A 19,911-nucleotide genomic window follows, 5' to 3' on the forward strand; every position below is an offset into this window, starting at 1 on the left:
AGAAAAATGGCTTGGTGGCAAATATTACTGCTTACTTTATATGCAGGATTAGAAATTTTAGATGAATTGCAAATTTATTCATCGTTAAACACACCAGTAGGCGCTGGATTGATAGCCGGTCTGATTATGGGCGATTTGCCAACTGGACTATTCATTGGTGCGTCAATGCAGTTGACAGTTTTAGGTATCGGTACTTTTGGTGGTGCTTCAAGAATTGATGCTACTACCGGTACAGTTTTGGCTACAGCATTTTCAACTAGTATTAAAGGTATGAGTCCTCAAACAGCTATTTCTTCAATTGCTGTTCCAGTTGCTGCTATTATGATTGAACTGGATGTTTTGGCAAGATTTGCCAATACTTACTTTTCACACAGAATTGATCACTTGATTGATCAAGACAAAATTAACTATAAGGCTGTCGAAAGAAATGTTTTGTATGGTGCAATTCCGTGGTCACTTTCACGTGCAGTCCCTGTCTTTATCGCATTGGCCTTTGGCCAAGGGCTAGTACAACAAATTGCAAATGCCTTAAATGGAGACTTGTTGTGGCTTGGTAATGGTTTGACTGTTGCTGGTGCTACATTACCAGCAGTTGGTTTTGCTGTTTTGCTTCGGTACTTACCAGTTAAGAGACATGCAGCATATTTGATTCTTGGCTTTACAATTACGACTTTGTTCTCAGTTCTGTTTAGTGGAATGCAAGCTTTGGGTACAGGCCTGTCGGCTGTTAACAAAGGTTTCACCACTATTTTCAATGGCTTGCCAATGCTTGCTATTGCAATGTTAGGATTAGCTCTTGCAATTTTACACTACAAGAATATTCCTATAAATAAAGGTACTGCTCAAACACAAAGTACTGAAAGTCAAAGTAATAATGCAAGTTCAAGCTCTGATGACGATGAAGGAGAGATTACTGATGACGAACTCTAAACCTAAATATAAATTAACCGATCAAGACTTTAATCAAATTAACCGGAGATCTTTGTTTGGTTTCCAGTTAGGCTGGAACTATGAAAGAATGCAGAATAGTGGTTATCTATACACTATTTTGCCGCAATTGAGAAAAATATATGGTGACGATACTCCAGAGTTAAGAGAAATGATGAAGACGCATATGCAGTTCTTTAACACTTCTAACTTCTTTAATACAATTATTACTGGACTTGACCTTGCAGTTGAGGAAAACGAAGGTATTGAAGGAAAAGACACCGTTACCGGTATCAAAGTTGGTTTGATGGGTTCGTTTGCCGCTATCGGTGACTCGATTTTTGCCTCTTTGATTCCAACTATCTTTGGTGCTTTGGCCGCTTCCATGGCTACTCAAGGTAACCCAGTTGGGGTTATCATTTGGGTAATTGCCTGCCTATTGATCTGTGTCTTTCGTTGGAAGCAACTTCATTTTGCTTATGATAAAGGTGTTTCCCTTGTTACTGATATGAGAGATCGCTTAAACGCTTTAACTGATTCCGCTACTGTTTTGGGTGTATTTATGGTTGGTGCTCTTGTCGCCACTATGGTAAACATTAAATTTGCTTGGGCACCTAAAATTGGCAAAGTTACTATGAATGTTCAAAATAATTTGGATATGATCCTGCCTAAGCTTTTACCAGCTGCTGTCGTAGGTTTTGTTTACTGGCTTCTGGGTAAGAAGGGTATGACTTCAACCAAAGCAATCTTTATTGTTTTAGTACTTTGTATTATTTTAGGTGGCCTTGGAGTTATTGCTAAGATATAATTAAATTTGGTAGTAGCTTTAAGCTAAATAATATTGAGTATTAAATGGAAAGATAAAGTATGGCAGAAAAAGAATTAATTTTAATTAGTCATGGTAAAATGGCAGAGGGCGTAAAAGCCAGTGCCGAATTAATTATGGGTAAGCAAGAACATGTGCACACAGTTTGCTTGCTTCCATCTGAAGGCCCAGATGATTTTAAGTCAAAATTTGAAGAGCAGATTTCAGGAATGAATATTGAAGACATCACTGTTTTTGCCGATTTAATGGGTGGAACCCCAGCTAATGTTGTTAGTCGCATGATTATGGGTGGTCAAAAGATTCACTTAATCTCGGGAATGAATTTACCACTTGTAATCGAGTGGCTTAACAGTCAAATGAGCGGTGCAGAATCAGATTTTGTGACTGCTGGTAAAGCAGGAATTGTCGATGTTAACGAAATGTTGTCTAGTATGAAAAAGTAATTTATGTAAATGAATTTTTATAGCCCTTTAGGTTAGTAATCCTAACTTAAAGGGCTTTTTGTGTACAATATTTTTAAAAAGCGAAACTAATCTAAGTATCTTTTTTGGTGTTTTTTAGTAAGCGGTTTCATTATAAGATAAAATTACTTAGTGAGGTGATCAATGTTGCAAGAAAATAATAAAGTTGTAAACCAAAAAATCAAGAAATTGGTAAGTTTCATAGCTACTAGGCAACAGGTACACTATCCTGAGATAATGTCATTTTTACAAGTTTCGAGAAAAGAGGTCGTAAAATATTTAAATATTATAAGTAAAAGATTACAGAATACAGATATGAAGTTAGTTCGTAAACGAAATGTAGGTATATATTTTGAAGGTGATATTAATCAAATTTATAGAGTATTTCAAACAAGTAATGAAATAACTTTGAGTACTAATAATAGACAAAATTTAATTTTACTTTCTCTTCTTTTAGATAATGATGATGGTATAAAGCTGGAGAGTATATGTGAAAAATATTATGTTAGCAGAAGCACATTAGATAGGGATATAAAAGAGTTAAAAAAAGAATTAGATCCCACCTTAAAAATTATCGGTACTAGAAAGGGACTAAAGATTAAAGGTGATGAAAAAGAAAAGAGAAATCAGGCTAGTAAAATAATTAATAAGTATTGGATGGAAACATTTGATAACAATGTAAGAAAAATTAGTATTCCTATGGAACTAAGAGAATTGGTTGAAGAAAGTACGATCAGAATGGTTCAAGAAATTCTACTAAAATTAACTAATTCTACTAATCTAGTTTTCACGGAATTCCAATATCAATCTTTTTTTATACATATTTGCATAATGATTGAGCGAATAAAACAGAAAAAATATTTAAAAGAAGAACCAATTAAGAATGAAATAATATTAAAGGAAACGCAGTTATTATGTAGTTACATTGAAGATGCCTTTCATGTTAAAGTGCCAACAAGTGAAGAAAAATATTTGAACATCCATATTATAGGTGTAAAGAAGAATATTCAGGGACAGATCACAAAAGACTATTTTTGTAAAGACAATGATTTATCAAATTTTTTAAAAGATAATCTTGATAATTGGGATGAACAACTAATTGAAGATTTAACAATTCATCTTGATGATGCAATTTATAGAGCGGAAAATAATCTACAAATTTTTAATCCTTATACAAATCAAATATTTTATTTGTATCCTGTTGCTACAAATGAAGCAATTCAATTGGCTTCAAAGATAGCAAGTAATTATGGCTTAAAGTTTAACAATGATGAAATTGCATATATAGCTATACACATCGAAGCATATGACGAGCGAATAAAACAGAAAAAATATAAAAATCAAAAAATAAAAATTGTAGTGGTTTGTAGCACAGGGTTAGGTACCGCAAGAATAATAGTTCAACATATTAGAAAGTGTATTAAAGATGATGCGGTTATTACAAGAGTAGTTTCAGTAGAAGAATTATTAAGTAATTCAATAAGTGAAGATATTATAGTTAGTACTGTGCCAATACAATTTGTTTCGGTTCGTGTAATCGTAGTTGATCCAATTATTACTTCGGTTGAAATTAAAGAAATTAAACAAGCTGTACACGTAATGAAGGATAGGGAAACTAAAAAAGAGTTTTTAAAACTATTATCTCCTGAAACTATTTTTATTGGAAATCTAAGCTCACAAAAAGATGTAATTAAATATTTAGGTAATAAATTAATTGAATTAGGATATGCTGATCCTGAAATTATTGGTTCTATCAATAGTCGTGAAAAAATGGCATCTACTGCTTTGGCTAAATTAAATATTGCAATACCCCATCCTGAACCTGGTACGGTTAGAAAAACCAATATTGCCATTTACATACCGAAGCATGAGATAAAGTGGGGAAAGAGCAAAGTTAATTTGATATTTTTAATGTCTTACAAAAAGGCGGATATTAATGTTTTACCTTTTGACGATATATATCATGGCTTTAATCTAATGGTTTCATCCGATGAATTAAGAGTTAAATTGTTGTCTTCTAAGACTAAACAGGAAGCTTATAAAAGCATTTATCAATTTTTAAAATAGATAGAGGTTAATTATGAAAATTTATATGATTGGCTTAGGGAAAATGGGCCTGAACTTAGCAATGAATATGAAAAGAAATCATTATCAAATTACTGGGTTTGATATTAGTTCAAAAGCATTAAGTAATGCAAATAATAAAGGAATTAATACTATTTCTGATCTTAAATTAATTGCCACTGATAAAAAAGCAAAAGTAATTTGGGTAATGCTTCCACCAGGAGAAATTACAAATGATACTTTAAAAAAATTAGAAAGTATTTTATTTAAAGACGATATTGTAATTGATGGCGGAAATTCTGATTACCATGATTCAATAAAAAGAGCTGATGAATTTAAGCAAAAAGGAATCCCTTTTTTAGATATTGGTACTTCAGGTGGAACTTATGGTGCATTACACGGAGCAAATTTTATGGTAGGTGGGAGTGAGAGTGCATATAAAAAAATTGCACCTCTATTGAAATCTATTTCAGCTACTAACGGTTTACTTTATTGTGGAAAATCTGGTTCCGGTCACTATCTAAAGATTATACATAATGCAATTTTACATTCAGAATTAGAAGTATTAGGTGAGGGCTTTTCGCTGCTTCATGCCAGCCCGTTTAATTACAATTTAGAAGAAGTTGCCTCTGCTTGGAATAAATCAGCAGTTATTAGAGGTTGGCTAATGAAGTTGATGAGTGAAATTTTTAAAAATGATGCGAAGCTTTCCGATGTAAATACTACTATACACTCAAGTTCAGCTGCTATAGAAGCAATGAAGTCAGCTTTTGATTTAAATGTTCCTGTTCCGATGTTTGGTGTAACTCTTACTATGAGGCAAAGAACGCAAACTACTGATACATATAGTGCCAGAGTAATTAATTCGTTAAGAAAAGAAATTGGTGGCTACAATGAAAAGAAATAATAAAATATTTTATTGGTACAAATTTGATAAAAAAAAGAATTCATACGAATGGAATACATGTGTCAGTTATTTAAGACTGCTTTTTATTTTGATAGGTGTAGTTTTTTGCATAACAAATAACATTTTAGCTGCTATTATTGATTGTATATGTTTGGGGATTTTTTACTTTGCTTATGCTAAGCAAAATCATAAGCTTATAGTAATACTAAATAATGAAAATAACTTGGTAAAAATAACAGGTTACAGGTACTCTCTATACAATCCACTAACTATTTATCTGAGAAAGGTAATTTGAATTGAGTGTAAAAAATAATAGCATTATAGACGTAAGAAATGTAGTTCTGAATGCCACCGTAAAGTCAAAGAAAGAAGCACTTAGATACTTATGCAATCTGCTTGAAGAGAATGGCTATATCACTAATAAAAATATTTTTTTGGAAGATGTATTAAGAAGAGAGACTATAGGCCCAACCGGAATGGAGAATGGTATTGCAATTCCACATGGCGAATCTGAAGTAGCTAAGGTTGCTACTATAGCAGTTTTAAGGACAGAAAATGATTTAGTTTGGGAAAGCTTGGATAAGAAACCAATACATTTAATCTTTTTGATGGTTGTACCGTCAACTAATCGGAATGTTCAACAATTAAAAATGCTTTCTCATCTTTCAGCAGCCCTAACGCACCCAGAGGTTCAAACAAAATTGCTTAATGAAACAAGTAGAAATAGGTTTAAGAAAATTTTAGAAGAAAATGAGGAGAAATAAATATGAATTTTGTAGGTGTTACATCTTGTACTATAGGTATTGCTCATACCTATATGGCTAGAGAAAAATTACTTCAAGCTGCAAAAGAATTAGGAATGAATGGCTTTGTCGAAACTCAAGGAAGTGGAGGAGTAGAAAATAAATTGACAGAAGAAAATATTAGAAATGCAGATGCTGTAATTATTGCAGCAGATGTGGCTATAGCTGATAAAGATCGCTTCAAGGGGAAACCTGTCATAAGTGTAGATACGAATATGGCAATTCAAAAGCCGAAAAGTTTACTTAAAACAGTTGAAAAGAAGTTAAAAGCAGCTGGAAAGCTTAATTAGTAGTGTTTTTAGAGGAAAATAATATGTATAAAAATATATTTAAGTTACAAAATCTTAAAAAGCATTTCCTTAGTGGTCTGTCTTTTATGATACCAGTCATTATTATGTCAGGATTTTGTACTGCAATTGGTCGCATTATCGGCAATACTGAAATTAAAGGCACTTTAGGGTATTATTTATTAACAGCTGGTAACGGTGGCATGTCTATTATGATTGCTGTTTTAGCTGCTGGGATTGGTTATTCTATTGCTGGCAAAGCTGCCATCGCACCAGGACTAATGGGCGGATGGTTGTCTACACAAGTAAATGCTTCCTTTCTTGGAGGAATATTTGCCGGCATTTTAGCTGGGATTGTTGCATTGTGGCTTTTTAATCTGAAACTTCCAAAAAACGTCAAATCTATTGTCCCTCTAGTTGTTATTCCACTAGTGGGTGGCATTTTAGAAGTTTTAATGATTGATTATGTTGTAGGTCCACCACTAGCCGCTTTAACGGATGCTGCTGTGAAATTCTTTATAGGTATGAACACTGGATCAAAGTTTTTATTAGGATTTCTATTAGGTGGCATGACCGGTTTTGATATGGGTGGACCAGTTAATAAAATATCTTTTGCGGTTGTAACAGCTTTTGCTGCTTCCGGTATTTGGGGGCCTGCTGCGGGTAAGAATGTAGCAGCTATGTGTCCTCCTCTTGGAATAGCTCTTTCAGTTTTAATTTTTGCCAGAAAAAAATATGATGAAGCAGATAGACAAAATGCTGTAGCTGCAATTATTATGTCAATGTGCCAAGTTACCGAAGGAGCTTTACCATTTGCTTTTAAAGATCCATTAAGAGTTGTACCTGCCGTAGTTCTCGGCTCCGGTGTAGCTGATGGTTTAATGTTGTCATGGGGAGTAACTGTCCCCTTACTATCTGGGGGTATATTTACGATTCCTGTAGCTAATAAACCATTGTTATATTTAGGTGGTCTCTTAATTGGTGCTCTAATAATTGGCATAGTTCTTTCAATTATTAAACCAAAACTTAAGCAAGACGAAAAAGATGAGACAATTGATGATAATTTGGATATTGATATTGAAATTTAATAACCTACGCGTAATAAATTCATTTGAAATATAAAAAATAAGAGAAAAAGAACTGTAAACACTATTATATTACAGTTCTTTTTTCAGTATCTATAAATGTTGATTTCTAATTTTACATAGATTCTAAAACAGTATTTGGATTGTCTCTAATGGTGCTAGAGCTTCATCAATAAAAGCAATGTCATTTTCAACACGAATCTGAACTTGAGTTTTCTTGACCGTATTATTGACCTTTCTAATAATTGTAGCTTCATTACTCTTTAATGGTTCTCCTAAGTGCCATTTTATTTGTTGATAGTCGTCTAAAGTAAAGTTGGCTAGCCAAACTTTTTGACCATTCTTTTCAACTAACAGTTTAACATTAGGCATATCTACTAAATAGTCTACTGGTTTGATACTATCAAGCATTTGCTGCAACAAGCCTTGTTTATAGGTAGTAAATTGCGATTCCCAACCATAGCGCAAGTCTTGTTCCATCGGGAGGACAACAATATGCTGGTCGATAACAGCCATAACGTTACCCAATTTTTCATCAACTGCGTTATAGGCAAATGACCACACTTTTACAGAACTTTGCGGTTGATAATCAATTTTCAAATAGTTTCCGGTTTGCTGCAACATTGTAATTCGCGGGCTTTCAACACCATCAACTGTCTGTCCATCTGCCTGTTCAAAAACCTGATAATTTGAACGAACGGGGTGCCACTCGGCTTTTTCAATATGCAGTAAATTGCCTAATTTTCGGTCTAATAAAACTTGGACACTTTCACCATCAAGCAACACAAAATTGTTTTTAACTAATTCAGTGACTTGTGCATTTGTTAAGTTGCGTAAAAGTTGGCCAGAAATAGCAACTACTTCATTTTTCAATGAAGTTTTTTTACTAATAGGCAGAATTGTTGTAGCAAAACCAAAGGCTCCCAAAAGACTGGCCCAATTCTTTTCGTGAGGTAACAGTTCCTCGACATTCTTACCAGTTTTAGTTTGCAAATAGTAACTAGAGTCTTGATCAACTAAAACTTTAATGCCCCGCAGATGGTCTATCGGCAGGCGATTTTCTAATAGTTGGTTAACAAACGGTTTAATTTGAGCGAGCATTTCTGCATAGTGCCAACTATCATTGATACCGTTGCCCATCATGTCAAATAAATTAAGTAAAATTCCCTGACTTCCGATTAGGGCAGAAGTAATAATTTGAAATGCGGTAAATGCAGTTGATTTAACTAAGGGTGAGTACATATAGCTTTCTAATTCTGGGTATAGTTCGGCATCTTCTCCTAAAAATGCAGCGGTAATGCGGGTATATTCTTCGAAATACCTGCCATATTGTAATGGAGCAACTTCATTATAAGCAGGTAAATGAGGCCGAGCCACCTTGGGATGTCCTTTTCCAGCCTGGGCCTTAAATAAATTGTCCCAATCACGACCTTCAAGAGCATGCCAATCAGGATAGGAAGTCATTTGTGCCAGATCTGTCTCAGGACTAACCTTGTGAACAGCCTGCTCAATTATATGCTCAGTTTCAATCATCTCTTGACGAGCCTGATCAAGGTAAACTTGTCTTTCTTTAGTAGGTTTCCCCGGTTGCAACATCTTTTTAACAAATTCTGCGCGTGTTTCCTTTTTACCTAATTTCTCATTATAAAGTTGCATGTGATAATCACAAAAACACATTAATTTAAGTGGTGAATGATTGTAATGGCGGAAATCATCTTCTAGCCATAATCTGCGGGGATGGATGCTGGCATATTGTGCATAGGTATTGGCTAAATATTTCCGCCAGGTTGGATCCGCTGGACAAGCCATATCCTTGGCTTTATTACCATCAAGATCAACAAAAGTATTAAAGCCAATTTCAGGATTAACTTGGTAGCCTCGATCTGAATGCATAATGGTCGTCCAGGGATTTAAACTAGTTGTTACGCCTATCTCAGATAACTTTTTTTGTAACGGCTTAATTGCATCTAACCATAATTGAGTCTCAGCTTTAGTTAAGTGGCTATGGTTTAATTCTTCACCATTTATAAAAAAAGCAATATCGTCAATTTTGCCTTTTTTAACAAATTCAATTAGTTTTTCGTCTTTAGTTGGAGTGTTTGCTCTGGGATCAAGCATGTATCTTAAAGTGTAAATAAAAGTCATATTGTAGTTGCTCCTGTGTAAAAATCATTATTCATTTTGTCTTAATTTTAGCATAATATGTTACTGCTTATCCTGAGATTTAGGAAGAAAAGCAAATAAGTGGTTGGACAATAATTTCGTTATTAGCTATTTATCCTTTCGCAAATTTAGCATATAATCAGCTTTATCAAATATTTTAAGAAAGATTAATGTTCTTCTAATATGAAGGAGGAGAGAACAATTAATAAAGCAACTAACTCAAATCAAAAAACAGAAACTAGTAATTTAGAATTGCAACATATCACTGAAGTAACTAGACAAACTGGTTATTTTGAAATTCATTATGCACATGGACTAACTGGCCGTCTCTATATACTAGATTCAAAAACATTCAGGTTATATATTGATCCCAGCCAGAAATTTCAAGAACCAGAACAATCTGAAAAAGGATTGCATGCGCAAATTTTCTTGACAGATATTTATAGTGCTAAAGGGATGAACGATGCCAGTCTCCATGTAACCAAAAACGGCTGGCAAATTGATACGGGTGCAATTGCAATCAATTTAGTTAAAAATGACGCTACAATGAGCGTTACTAAAAACGGTAAGGCGGTATTAAAAGAGGCACGGCCAATTAAACTGACAAATTCAGCAACTGTTCAAACTTTAGTTGATCATAATTGTAACTACTTTGGTGGAGGTACCCAAAACGGTCGTTTCACCCTGGCAGGAGAAAAAATCGAAATTGTTAATACTAATAACTGGGTTGATCAAGGTGTAGCTTCACCTAATCCTTTTTACTGGTCAACTGCTGGTTACGGTGTAATTCGCAATACTTTTAAGCCCGGACACTATGACTTTAATAGCAATTTGAATAACGAGATTACGACTGCTCATGAAGAAAATCGTTTTGATGCCATTTATTTCTTTGCCGACTCAGCATATGAATTAATTAATGCATATCATAAGCTAACTGGCAGGCCTGCCCTGACACCAGTTTTCGGCTTTTATGAAGCTCATCTAAATGCATATAACCGTGATTATTGGGTTGAGGTCAAATCTGATGAAAAAGGAGCTATCAAATATCCTGATGGCAAGTATTATCGTGAATATCAGCCAAAAGATTTACCGGCAGAATTAAAACCAAAGTCAATCAGAGAAACGTTAAATGGCGAACACGGTGGTATTTCTTATCAATTTAGTGCAAGAGCCATGCTAGAACAATATTTGCAAAATGATATGCCTTTAGGCTGGTTTTTGCCTAATGATGGTTATGGAGCTGGATATGGTCAAACTGATACATTGGCAGGCAACCTTAAGAATTTAGCTGAGTTTGTTAAATATGCTAATAGCAAAGGTGTTCAAGTAGGACTTTGGACCCAGCAAAATCTTGCTCCAGTAGATCCTGAAAATCCTAAACCAGATGACCGTGATTTTGAAAAAGAATTGGTAGCCGGCGTCACTGCGCTTAAGACTGATGAGGCATGGGTTGGCCATGGTTATTCGTTCGGCTTAAATGCTACTCAAAGTACTGCCAAGATGATTGCCAAAATTAAAGGTGACCAACTGCGACCATTTATTATTACTGTTGATGGCTGGGCAGGAACTCAAAATACCAGTACGGTTTGGACTGGAGACGAAGTAGGTGGTGAGTGGGAATATATCCGCTTCCAAATACCAACTTATATCGGCGAAGGACTTTCAGGGCAGCCTAATGTGGCGTCAGACATGGACGGCATTTTTGGAGGTCAAAAGCCAATTATTAACACTAGAGATTATCAGTGGAAAGCTTTCACCCCAATTCAATTAAATATGGATGGCTGGGGCAAGAATCCTAAAAACCCATTTGTATTTGGTGGTATTACAAATAAACTTAACCGCGCTTACCTCAAACAAAAATCAATGATGATGCCATATATTTATAGCATCGCAGCGCAAGCAACCTTTACCAGTAAACCTATGGTGCGTGCAATGTTCTTGGAATATCCTGATGTGCCTCAATTTTATACTAATTTGGTCAGATACCAGTATTTGTGGGGAGAGAACTTCTTGGTTGCTCCGATTTACCAAGACACTGCCAGTGATGAAGTGGGTAACGATATCAGAAACGAAATATATTTACCAGATAAAAATCAAGTCTGGATTGATTACTTTACTGGTCAAGAATATCGTGGCGGTCAAGTAATTAATAACTTTGATGCACCATTATGGAAATTGCCTGTATTTGTTAAAGCAGGAGCAATCGTTCCTGTAGCACCAGCGACGAATACACCTAAGGAATACCTTGATCTGAAAAAACAACGCCAATTTATAGTTTATCCAAGTGGAAACAGCAGCTTTACAGTTTATGAGGATGATGGCTTTTCTGCTAAGTACCAGCAGGGCGATTATGCTCAAACCAAAGTAAGCAGTCATTTGCTGGACGATGACCTGACTATCCAAATTGCTAAAACCAGAGGTACATATGCTGGTTTTGATCCGGAAAAAGTAACAGAAATTGATATCAGAACTAAAAAGGCACCAGAAGCGATCAAAGTTTTTGTTGGTAGCGAAGAAATTACTTTGACCGAAGTAAATAGTATAGCTGAATTCCGCAACCAAGAAAATTGCTATTTCTTTGATCAAAATTACTTGGTTAACCCTTATCTAAAAGAATTTAGCACTGATTTAAAGCAAACATTTTTGAGAATAAAACTAGGTCAGACCAATACTAGCCAAAACGAAATAACTGTTAAAATTGCTGGCATCGATACAAGTGCAACACCGGTTAACAGTTTGCCAGCAGAAGATGATTCTTTGATAGCTCCGACTAATTTGGTACAAGATGATGAAAAAACTACTGCAGATTCCATCACGGTATCATGGCAACCTGTAGCTGATTGCGATAGTTATCAACTTAAAATTGACAATCTCTTATATACCAATATTAAAAAGGCAAGCTTTACCCTCAGCAACCTAAGATCTGAAACAGCTCATACTTTTAAAGTCAGAGCGATTAAGAACTTAAAGGCATCTTCTTGGGGAGCAAGAATTAGTTGCCAAACTAAGAAAGCGGACAAAAATAGCCTTAAATAAGAATGGTAAAGTTTTTCCGATGTAATGATAGTTGTGAAAAAGTTTACTAAAACTCTTGCTTTTCTTTAAAAGGCAACTTTATCAGTATATAATAATAGTTGTGCGATTAAAGAAAATGTTAAAGGAGATATATAATGAAAACAATTTCTGCAGCAGTTGCCAAACATATGGCAAATTTGTCAACAACTGATGGTATAATCAGTGCTTTGGCAATCGATCAACGTGGCTCTTTGAAAAAGATGTTAGCAGAAGCTGCTAATAAACCTGCTGATGAAACAACTATTGTTGATTTTAAAAAAGCAGTTTCCAGTGAGTTAACTCCTTACGCTTCATCAATTTTGACTGACCCGGAATATGGTTTGCCGGCAACTAAAGTTAGAGACAAAAATTGTGGATTATTACTTTCTTATGAAAAAACCGGCTATGATACCACCGAACCTGGCAGAATGCCTGACTTAATTGCTAATCAGTCTGGATTAAGAATTAAAAATGAAGGCGGAGATGCCATTAAGTTTTTGGTTTACTATGATCCTGACGAAGGTCAAGAAATTAATGATAAAAAACAAGCTTTCGTTGAGAGAGTTGGTGCAGAAGCAAAAGCGAACGAATTACCATTCTTTTTGGAAGTTCTGACTTATGATGCCAATATTGCTGATGCTAAGAGCGAAGAATTTGCGAAAGTTAAAGCTGATAAGGTCTTGAAGACAATGAAAGAATTTTCAAAGCCTGAATATGATGTAACTGTACTTAAAGTGGAAATTCCATTTAATATCAAGTTTGTTGAAGGCTATAATGGGGACAACAACGTTGTTTACACTCAAGAAGAAGCTAAGGATCTGCTTAAAAAGCAGTCAGAGATAACTGATTTGCCTTATATTTTCTTATCTGCTGGTGTAACCAGTGAAGAATTTATTGCTGAAATTAAAATGGCTGAAGAAGCGGGTGCTGACTTCAACGGCGTTCTTTGCGGCCGTGCTACTTGGAAACCAGCTATCAAGCCATTTGCTGCTGAAAGTGAAACAGCCGGTAGAAAGTGGCTATCAACTCACGGCAGAGAAAATATTGAAAATTTAAATGAGGCACTTAAAGGTGCCAAGTCTTGGCGTGATAAGTTAGAAGTTGCTGACTAATTTTACCAGCTTTGATAATTAGAAGTTAAAAAAGTGTGTGGGAAAAAAGTGCTCTTTGAAGTTAAATTAAAAAATTTCACAATTTAAAAAGACTGACAAATCAACGTTTTATTGACGTGATTTGTCAGCCTTTTTAGTTAAGTTAGAGTTTTTTCCCAGACTCTTTTTATTTGCTCTTGTAAAAATCAGTTCTAACTGAATAAGCATCACTAAAAATACGCGTCATTATTTGTAATGGCAAGCGTGATCTGACCTCGTACTCGGGAAAATAATTAGTTTTAGATTTGTAACCGATAAAGGATAAAGTGGAAAAGGGCAAAATACTACCAGATGAATTAGTAGTGAAGGTCAAGATAGGCACTTCGTTTTTATTAAGAGCTTTAGCTGCAGTGACTAATTCCTCAGTTTCACCGTTCAAAGTGATAAAAATTGCTAATGAATCTTTCTTGATCTTACAGGCAATCGTCTTAATAATATTTGGGTCCGAATGGAATTCACAGTATTTTCCGGTTAATTGTAATTTAACCATCATTTCGTGAGCAATTGATTCAGATAGTCCGCGAGCAAAGATAAAAATGATTTTAGCTTGTTTAGTGAGCGAAATACTGTCTTCGATTGTGCTGTAACTTAGGTTATGCAGCGTATTGTTCATTTCAATTTCGTTTTTAGTAATCACGCTTTTAATTTTATCGTCAGCATCATTTAACACACTAAAGGTAGAATTTGAATTGCTTTTTAGTTTCAAAGCTTCACGGTAAGAAGTGTAACCACTGTAACCCATTTTTTGCATAGTGCGCACAATTGTCGCAGTCGAGACATTTGCAAATTGACTTAGTTTTACTATCGACATATTAGCAATCTTTTGGGGATTATTTTCTACGATATTCCAGAGATGTAATTCTGCTGAAGAAAGTTCTTTATTTGGCATTTAAGCACTCCTTTTGTAAATATTTTCCTACAAATTATAGTAAACGCTATCAATTTGGAAAAACGTTACACTTTTTAACTTCTATAATAATGCAAAAGGCAAAAAAAGGGGAGAAATCTGTGATTTATACAATAACGCTGAATCCAGCGATTGATTTGGTAATTGTAACCAAAAAGCTGGAGCAAAAGGTAGTTAATAGAACTGAAAAATTTGAATTGCAACCCAATGGTAAAGGGGTCAATGTTTCGTTCATTTTAAAGAAATTAGGTATTGATAGCGTAGCTACTGGTATTGGTGGTGGCTTTACCTTAGATTATGTCATTTCCGGTCTTAAAGAAAAGGGGATTCAAACCAATTTTTTGAAGGTAAAAGATCCTACCAGGGTTAACGTATTTACCGATGTTTTGGATGAAAAAACAGAATACAAACAAGTTAACCCAGGACCAGTAGTCAGCTTGGAAAAACAAAAACTCTTTTTGGATTATCTAAAAAATACACTAACTAAGGATGATATGGTAGTTGTTTCCGGCAGTTTCTCTCGGGGCATCAAACCGGACTTTTTAGTACAACTGGCTCAGCTAGTTCAAAAGCAAGGGGCTAAATTTGTAGTTGACAGCAGTTATATGGAAGTAATTGATACTTTAAAATATCGGCCGTTTTTACTTAAACCAAACGATGCAGAATTAGCCGCTTTCTTCAATTATAAAGGGAAGATGACTGCCGCAAAAACGGTCGAATTGGCTCAGAAATTAATTAAATTGGGTTGCCAAAATGTTTTAGTTTCTCTAGGTGCTGCTGGAGCAGCTTTTATTAATGAACGGCATATCCTGTTTGCTAATGCTCCGAAAATACAAGTAGTTAATTCAGCTTGTGCAGGGGATACAATGCTGGGAACCTTCATTGCCTTTTTGGAAAAGAAAAAACCTATTAGTGAGGCTCTCAAAGTAGCTGTAGCTGCAGGAAGTGATACAGCTAGTCGCACTGGACTAACAGATTTTTCTTTAAATAATTTATTACCACAAATTTCAGTAACGGAAAGGATGAATTGAAGTGGCTAAATATGATTTAGTTGGTGCAACTGGTTGTGCAACTGGTGTTGCCCATACATTTATGGCCGAAGAGGCATTGGAAAAAGCTGCAGAAAAGCTTGGTTATACCATTAAAATTGAAACACATGGTCAAACAGGTATTGAAAATAATTTAACAAGTGCAGAAATTGCGGATGCGCAAGCCGTAATTGTTGCTTCCGATATTGATGTTGGCCTGGATCGGTTTGCAGGCAAACGTCTAGTGGTAGTTCCGGTAGCAAGAGGTGTTAAAGAGCCGGATGCTTTAATTAAAAAAGCTTTGGCGGCACCAATTTATAAAGATGGACAGGCAGCTAAAGATTCCACTCATGAGAGTGTTGGAAAGCAAAAGCTAGGAAATAAAATTTATACTTCTTTGATGAATGGCGTCTCTCATATGTTGCCATTTGTCGTTGCTGGTGGAGTTTTGATGGCCATCTCGTTTTTCTGGGGAATTGATTCTGCTAATCCTAAAAGCAGTGAATACAACCAATTTGCTGCGATGCTAAATACTGTTGGCAGTACTACTATGAACTTGATGGCTCCAGTCTTAGGAGCTTATATTGCTGAAGCTTTGGCGCAACGGACGGGTTTTGTAGTCGGCTTGGCTGCTGGTTTTATCACCTTCAACGGTGGTGGCGGCTTTTTGGGAGCTATCGTTGGTGGCTATTTAGCTGCGATCGTTGTTTTAGGCTTACAGAAGCTGTTTCAACCACTGCCAGATGATAAATTTAGAGGTTTGAAATCAATCTTTCTTTTGCCTGTTCTCGGGGTTTTAATCACAGGATCAATTATGTACCTGTTAAATACTCCAATTAAAGCACTGAACGTTGGTTTAATGTCCTGGCTTAGAGGTTTTGAAAATACTAATCCTGCATTGTTAGGAATAATAGTTGGCATCATGTGTGCAGCGGACTTTGGTGGTCCTATTAATAAGGCTGCCTATGTCACAGGTACGGTATTACTGGCTCAAGGAAACTACTACTTTATGGCTGGTGTTTCTGCTGCTTGTATTGCCCCACCACTTGCAACAGGTTTTGCAGTATTAATGAATCGCAAAGCATATTCAAAGAGTGAAAGAGCTGCTGGCTATGTCAACTTTTTACTAGGATCAACTCATATTACTGAAGGTGCAATTCCATTTGCTGCTAAACATCCCTTATGGAATATCCCGGCATTTATGGTTGGTTCTGCAGTTGCGTCAGTTTTAACTTACATAACGAAAATTAGCGTACCTGCTCCTCACGGTGGCTTTATTGTTTTACCATTAGTTAATAAACCATTCTTATGGGTATTGTGGATTCTAATTGGATCGGTTATTTCGGGGGCATTACTAGCTCTAATTGCTGGTAGATTTGCAAAAAAAGATGCTTTAGCAACTGCAACTGACTCTACAATTGCACCTAGTGTTGACGACACATCTAATCAACAAACAGAAAGCAAAGAAGAAACTTTTGCTCCAAGTGATATTCTTGATTTACAAAATATTAAAGTTGGCGTTGATGTTGCTAGTCGCGATGAAGCACTTAAATATTTAGCAGACTTTGCCGTCAAAAATAACTTGGCTAATGACAGCGAAGCTGTTTACAATAGTTACGTTAAGCGCGAAAAAGAGGGCTCTACGGGTATGACAGATGGTTTTGCAATTCCCCATGCCCAGTCAGTAGCAATTGCGAAGTCTTCAATGATAGTTTTGAAGCTCAAACAGCCGATTGATTGGCAATCATTAGATGGTAAAAAGATTGATACAGTTATTTCCTTTTTGATACCACAAGTTGATAGTAATGCTCATTTGCAGTATCTATCAAATACTGCCAAACTTTTGACTCACGCAGATTTTATTGCTAAGTTAAAAGCAGCCAATACACCTGCAGAAATTCAAAATTTGTTTGAAAATAATTAATAGACTAGTAAATATTAGATTAAATAAAGTGAGTCCCGCAAGTTGTCTAACTTACGGGACTTATTTTGCTGTGTTTTTCAATTTTGAATAATTTTATAATCGATAGGCTTTATATTTATTTGAAGACAATTGATTATAAAAATGCAAAAAAAAAAGCACATTAGTGCTTCCTGGGTTAAAAACTAGTCTTCAACCTTTTTTGCTTCATTTAATGCCTTCATAATTGAAGGATTTTTTGAATGACAATCTTCAAGCATTTGCAAATCTTTTTCATCTAATGTAACTTCAAACTTACTCATTCTGTAATTTCCTTTCTACTAAATATTAAATTAACTATATCACTTTAGGGAAAAATTATGCAAAGCTAGCCAATGTTTTTCATTTGTGTTGCAAAAATAGCTTTTATTTTGTTAAAGTTGCAATATACAAACGCATGTTCTTGCTAGTGCCAATTAACCGTATAACTCTGTTATAATAGGATTTTGTCAAATTAAATAACAGTTAACGTTGTGTTACAACTGTGACATTTTTACTAAATTAGGTAACTAATTCTTAAAGGTTGAGTGATATTCCTGTTATGGTTCTGCAACTTTAACGTTGTAGTATATATAGCATCAAATTGAATAGTAGTTTACTATGTTCAATTTGAGAAACATATTATGGATTTTTATTTAAGGAGAGAATTTTTTTGAAGGTAAAATCTATCTTAGTTAAATCAGCAGCAGTAGCAGCATTATCTGCTTCCGGAGTTGCAGTTATGAGCAGCGTTAAAGCAAATGATGTTCAAGCAGCTACAGTAGACAATGATGCAGCAGTTGTAACTGTTAACTACGTTGATGGCAATTCAATTCGTGTATGGAACAGTTATAAACATCCTGAAGCTACTGGGCAAATTTTACCAAGTAATTCTTCTTGGAAAGTCATTAAAACTGCTTACGATAAAAAGGGCCACAAGTGGTATGACTTAGGCAAGAACCAATGGGTTAAGGCCAAATACGTTAATAAAGGCTATCATCCAGCAAATGAATCCCAAAACACTGCAGCTGCAACTAGCACCCAAACAGAAAACAGTACAGTTTCTAATACCAATAATGTAGAAACTACTAATAATGTAGAAACTACGAATTCTGCAAACAATACTGCAGCTACTAATATTAATTACACAACTGCTTCATCTGATTCAGAAGCTGGAGCAAAAGCGTGGATTGCCAGTCGTGAATCTGGTGGCTCATACAGTGCACAAAATGGCCAGTACATTGGTAAATATCAGCTTTCTGCCGCATATCTTAATGGAGACTACTCAGCTGCTAACCAAGAACGTGTTGCTAACAACTACGTTACTAATCGTTACGGCTCATGGGCAGCAGCTAAACAATTCTGGCAAGCTAATGGTTGGTACTAATTAGTTAGTCAGTTAAAAACAGAATATTAAAAAGTAAGCAGACACTAGTCGAAAAACTAGCGCCTGCTTTTTTAGTTAAAAAATTAATGGTTAACCGCATATGTAAATTTATCGCTGCGAATTATTTCTTGTGTAATATGTAAAGGAAGATTGTGATCGTCATAAACTAAGTCTTTAATTTGCATTAACGGAGTCTTTTCGTCAACATTAAGCAAAAAAGATTCTTCTCTATTTGCAAACGCAATTTTAAAAGTTTTTTTACCTTTACCAGGATTAATATGAAACTTCTTTTGTAATATTTGATACAAGGGCATATTAAGATCTTCAGCTTTAATAGCATTAAATTTTGGAGCAAGCCAAATCCATTCAAGGCAAAATGGGATGTCATCAATATATCTTAAACGCTTAATTTCTATAATTTGCTGCTCATTAGTAGTTTGCAGGAATGTATGCTGTTCATCATTACCTGCAACGCTTTTGATACTAATTAAACGGTTAGAAATTTTTTTACCACTCTTGGCTGCACTGTCTGTTAAACTTGAAAATTTTTGATTTTGAGTTTGAATTTCATTACTTTTGTCAGAAACAAAAGTTCCTTTACCAGGAAGCTTAATTAAATAATTTTCCTCGCTTAAAATTTTAAGAGCTTTGCGAACAGTTGTGCGACTAACACAGTATTCTTTTTGCAACTCCATTTCGGAAGGTATCTTTTTACCTATTTGATATTTATTTTCCGTGATTTTGTTTTTTATAATATTTGCCAAACTAAGATATAGTGGCATATGATTTTTAGACTTTTTCAACATGTTTTTTCTTTCCTGAGTAACTATTAATTGTATTATAACAAAAGCTGATTAATTAGGCACAAGTATCTTTTTTAATAATAAAAAGATACTTGTATTTTAAATACGTGCTTTACTTT

The 19,911-nt window shown here is 35.0% G+C and carries 16 protein-coding genes; 13 read left to right on the plus strand and 3 right to left on the minus strand.

All coding sequences use genetic code 11. From position 1 onward, the window contains the following. The first annotated feature begins 6 nt into the window (after window positions 1-6). From JF75_RS02140 to JF75_RS02180, 8 genes are all read left to right on the plus strand, one after another. Window positions 7-930, plus strand: a complete 924-nt coding sequence (locus tag JF75_RS02140; protein ID WP_046331658.1) for a PTS mannose/fructose/sorbose/N-acetylgalactosamine transporter subunit IIC — start codon at window positions 7-9, stop codon at window positions 928-930. Continuing rightward, window positions 917-1,735 carry a PTS system mannose/fructose/sorbose family transporter subunit IID gene (locus JF75_RS02145; RefSeq protein WP_045927626.1) on the plus strand — a complete coding sequence of 273 codons (819 nt, stop codon included), beginning with the start codon at window positions 917-919 and terminating at the stop codon, window positions 1,733-1,735. Before JF75_RS02140 ends, JF75_RS02145 begins: the two co-directional genes overlap by 14 nt. A 59-nt stretch (window positions 1,736-1,794) precedes the next feature. Further along, window positions 1,795-2,196 carry a PTS sugar transporter subunit IIA gene (locus JF75_RS02150; RefSeq protein WP_045927627.1) on the plus strand — a complete coding sequence of 134 codons (402 nt, stop codon included), beginning with the start codon at window positions 1,795-1,797 and terminating at the stop codon, window positions 2,194-2,196. A 162-nt stretch (window positions 2,197-2,358) separates the two neighbouring features. Continuing rightward, entirely contained in the window at window positions 2,359-4,281 is a 1,923-nt protein-coding gene (locus JF75_RS02155) for a BglG family transcription antiterminator (RefSeq protein ID WP_046331659.1), read from the plus strand. Between the two features lie 13 nt (window positions 4,282-4,294). Further along, window positions 4,295-5,185, plus strand: coding sequence for an NADP-dependent phosphogluconate dehydrogenase (locus tag JF75_RS02160; protein ID WP_046331660.1), 891 nt, complete (start codon window positions 4,295-4,297; stop codon window positions 5,183-5,185). A 296-nt stretch (window positions 5,186-5,481) separates the two neighbouring features. Then, entirely contained in the window at window positions 5,482-5,949 is a 468-nt protein-coding gene (locus JF75_RS02170) for a PTS sugar transporter subunit IIA (protein WP_052726854.1), read from the plus strand. A 2-nt stretch (window positions 5,950-5,951) separates the two neighbouring features. Further along, a complete protein-coding gene (locus JF75_RS02175; RefSeq protein WP_046331662.1) occupies window positions 5,952-6,278 on the plus strand; it encodes a PTS fructose transporter subunit IIB in 327 nt (108 codons plus the stop codon). Between the two features lie 23 nt (window positions 6,279-6,301). Continuing rightward, window positions 6,302-7,363: a PTS fructose transporter subunit IIC gene (locus JF75_RS02180; RefSeq protein WP_046331663.1), complete on the plus strand. Its 1,062-nt coding sequence runs from the start codon at window positions 6,302-6,304 to the stop codon at window positions 7,361-7,363. Between the two features lie 123 nt (window positions 7,364-7,486). Here the strand turns inward: JF75_RS02180 and JF75_RS02185 are convergent, their stop codons facing one another. Beyond that, window positions 7,487-9,505, minus strand: a complete 2,019-nt coding sequence (locus JF75_RS02185; RefSeq protein ID WP_046331664.1) for a hypothetical protein — start codon at window positions 9,503-9,505, stop codon at window positions 7,487-7,489. A 201-nt stretch (window positions 9,506-9,706) separates the two neighbouring features. Between JF75_RS02185 and JF75_RS02190 the strand changes: the two genes are divergently transcribed. Beyond that, window positions 9,707-12,559 carry a TIM-barrel domain-containing protein gene (locus tag JF75_RS02190; protein WP_052726855.1) on the plus strand — a complete coding sequence of 951 codons (2,853 nt, stop codon included), beginning with the start codon at window positions 9,707-9,709 and terminating at the stop codon, window positions 12,557-12,559. 134 nt (window positions 12,560-12,693) lie between these two features. After that, a complete protein-coding gene (locus JF75_RS02195; protein ID WP_046331665.1) occupies window positions 12,694-13,689 on the plus strand; it encodes a tagatose 1,6-diphosphate aldolase in 996 nt (331 codons plus the stop codon). A gap of 166 nt (window positions 13,690-13,855) precedes the next feature. Here the strand turns inward: JF75_RS02195 and JF75_RS02200 are convergent, their stop codons facing one another. Then, entirely contained in the window at window positions 13,856-14,617 is a 762-nt protein-coding gene (locus JF75_RS02200; RefSeq protein WP_045927632.1) for a MurR/RpiR family transcriptional regulator, read from the minus strand. 119 nt (window positions 14,618-14,736) lie between these two features. Between JF75_RS02200 and pfkB the strand changes: the two genes are divergently transcribed. From pfkB to apf, 3 genes are all read left to right on the plus strand, one after another. Beyond that, window positions 14,737-15,666 (plus strand): 1-phosphofructokinase, encoded by a 930-nt coding sequence (gene pfkB, locus JF75_RS02205; protein WP_046332909.1) that lies wholly within the window; start codon window positions 14,737-14,739, stop codon window positions 15,664-15,666. 1 nt (window position 15,667) lies between these two features. After that, window positions 15,668-17,587 carry a fructose-specific PTS transporter subunit EIIC gene (locus tag JF75_RS02210; protein WP_046331666.1) on the plus strand — a complete coding sequence of 640 codons (1,920 nt, stop codon included), beginning with the start codon at window positions 15,668-15,670 and terminating at the stop codon, window positions 17,585-17,587. Window positions 17,588-18,275: 688 nt separating this feature from the next. Beyond that, the gene (gene apf / locus JF75_RS02215) at window positions 18,276-18,989 is read left to right on the plus strand and encodes an aggregation-promoting factor (RefSeq protein WP_046331667.1); all 714 of its coding nucleotides are present in this window, start codon (window positions 18,276-18,278) and stop codon (window positions 18,987-18,989) included. An 83-nt stretch (window positions 18,990-19,072) separates the two neighbouring features. Here the strand turns inward: apf and JF75_RS02220 are convergent, their stop codons facing one another. Beyond that, window positions 19,073-19,795 carry a GntR family transcriptional regulator gene (locus JF75_RS02220; RefSeq protein WP_046331668.1) on the minus strand — a complete coding sequence of 241 codons (723 nt, stop codon included), beginning with the start codon at window positions 19,793-19,795 and terminating at the stop codon, window positions 19,073-19,075. Between the last annotated feature and the right edge of the window lie 116 nt (window positions 19,796-19,911).

Source organism: Lactobacillus kimbladii, assembly GCF_000970755.1.
GTDB lineage: Bacteria > Bacillota > Bacilli > Lactobacillales > Lactobacillaceae > Lactobacillus > Lactobacillus kimbladii.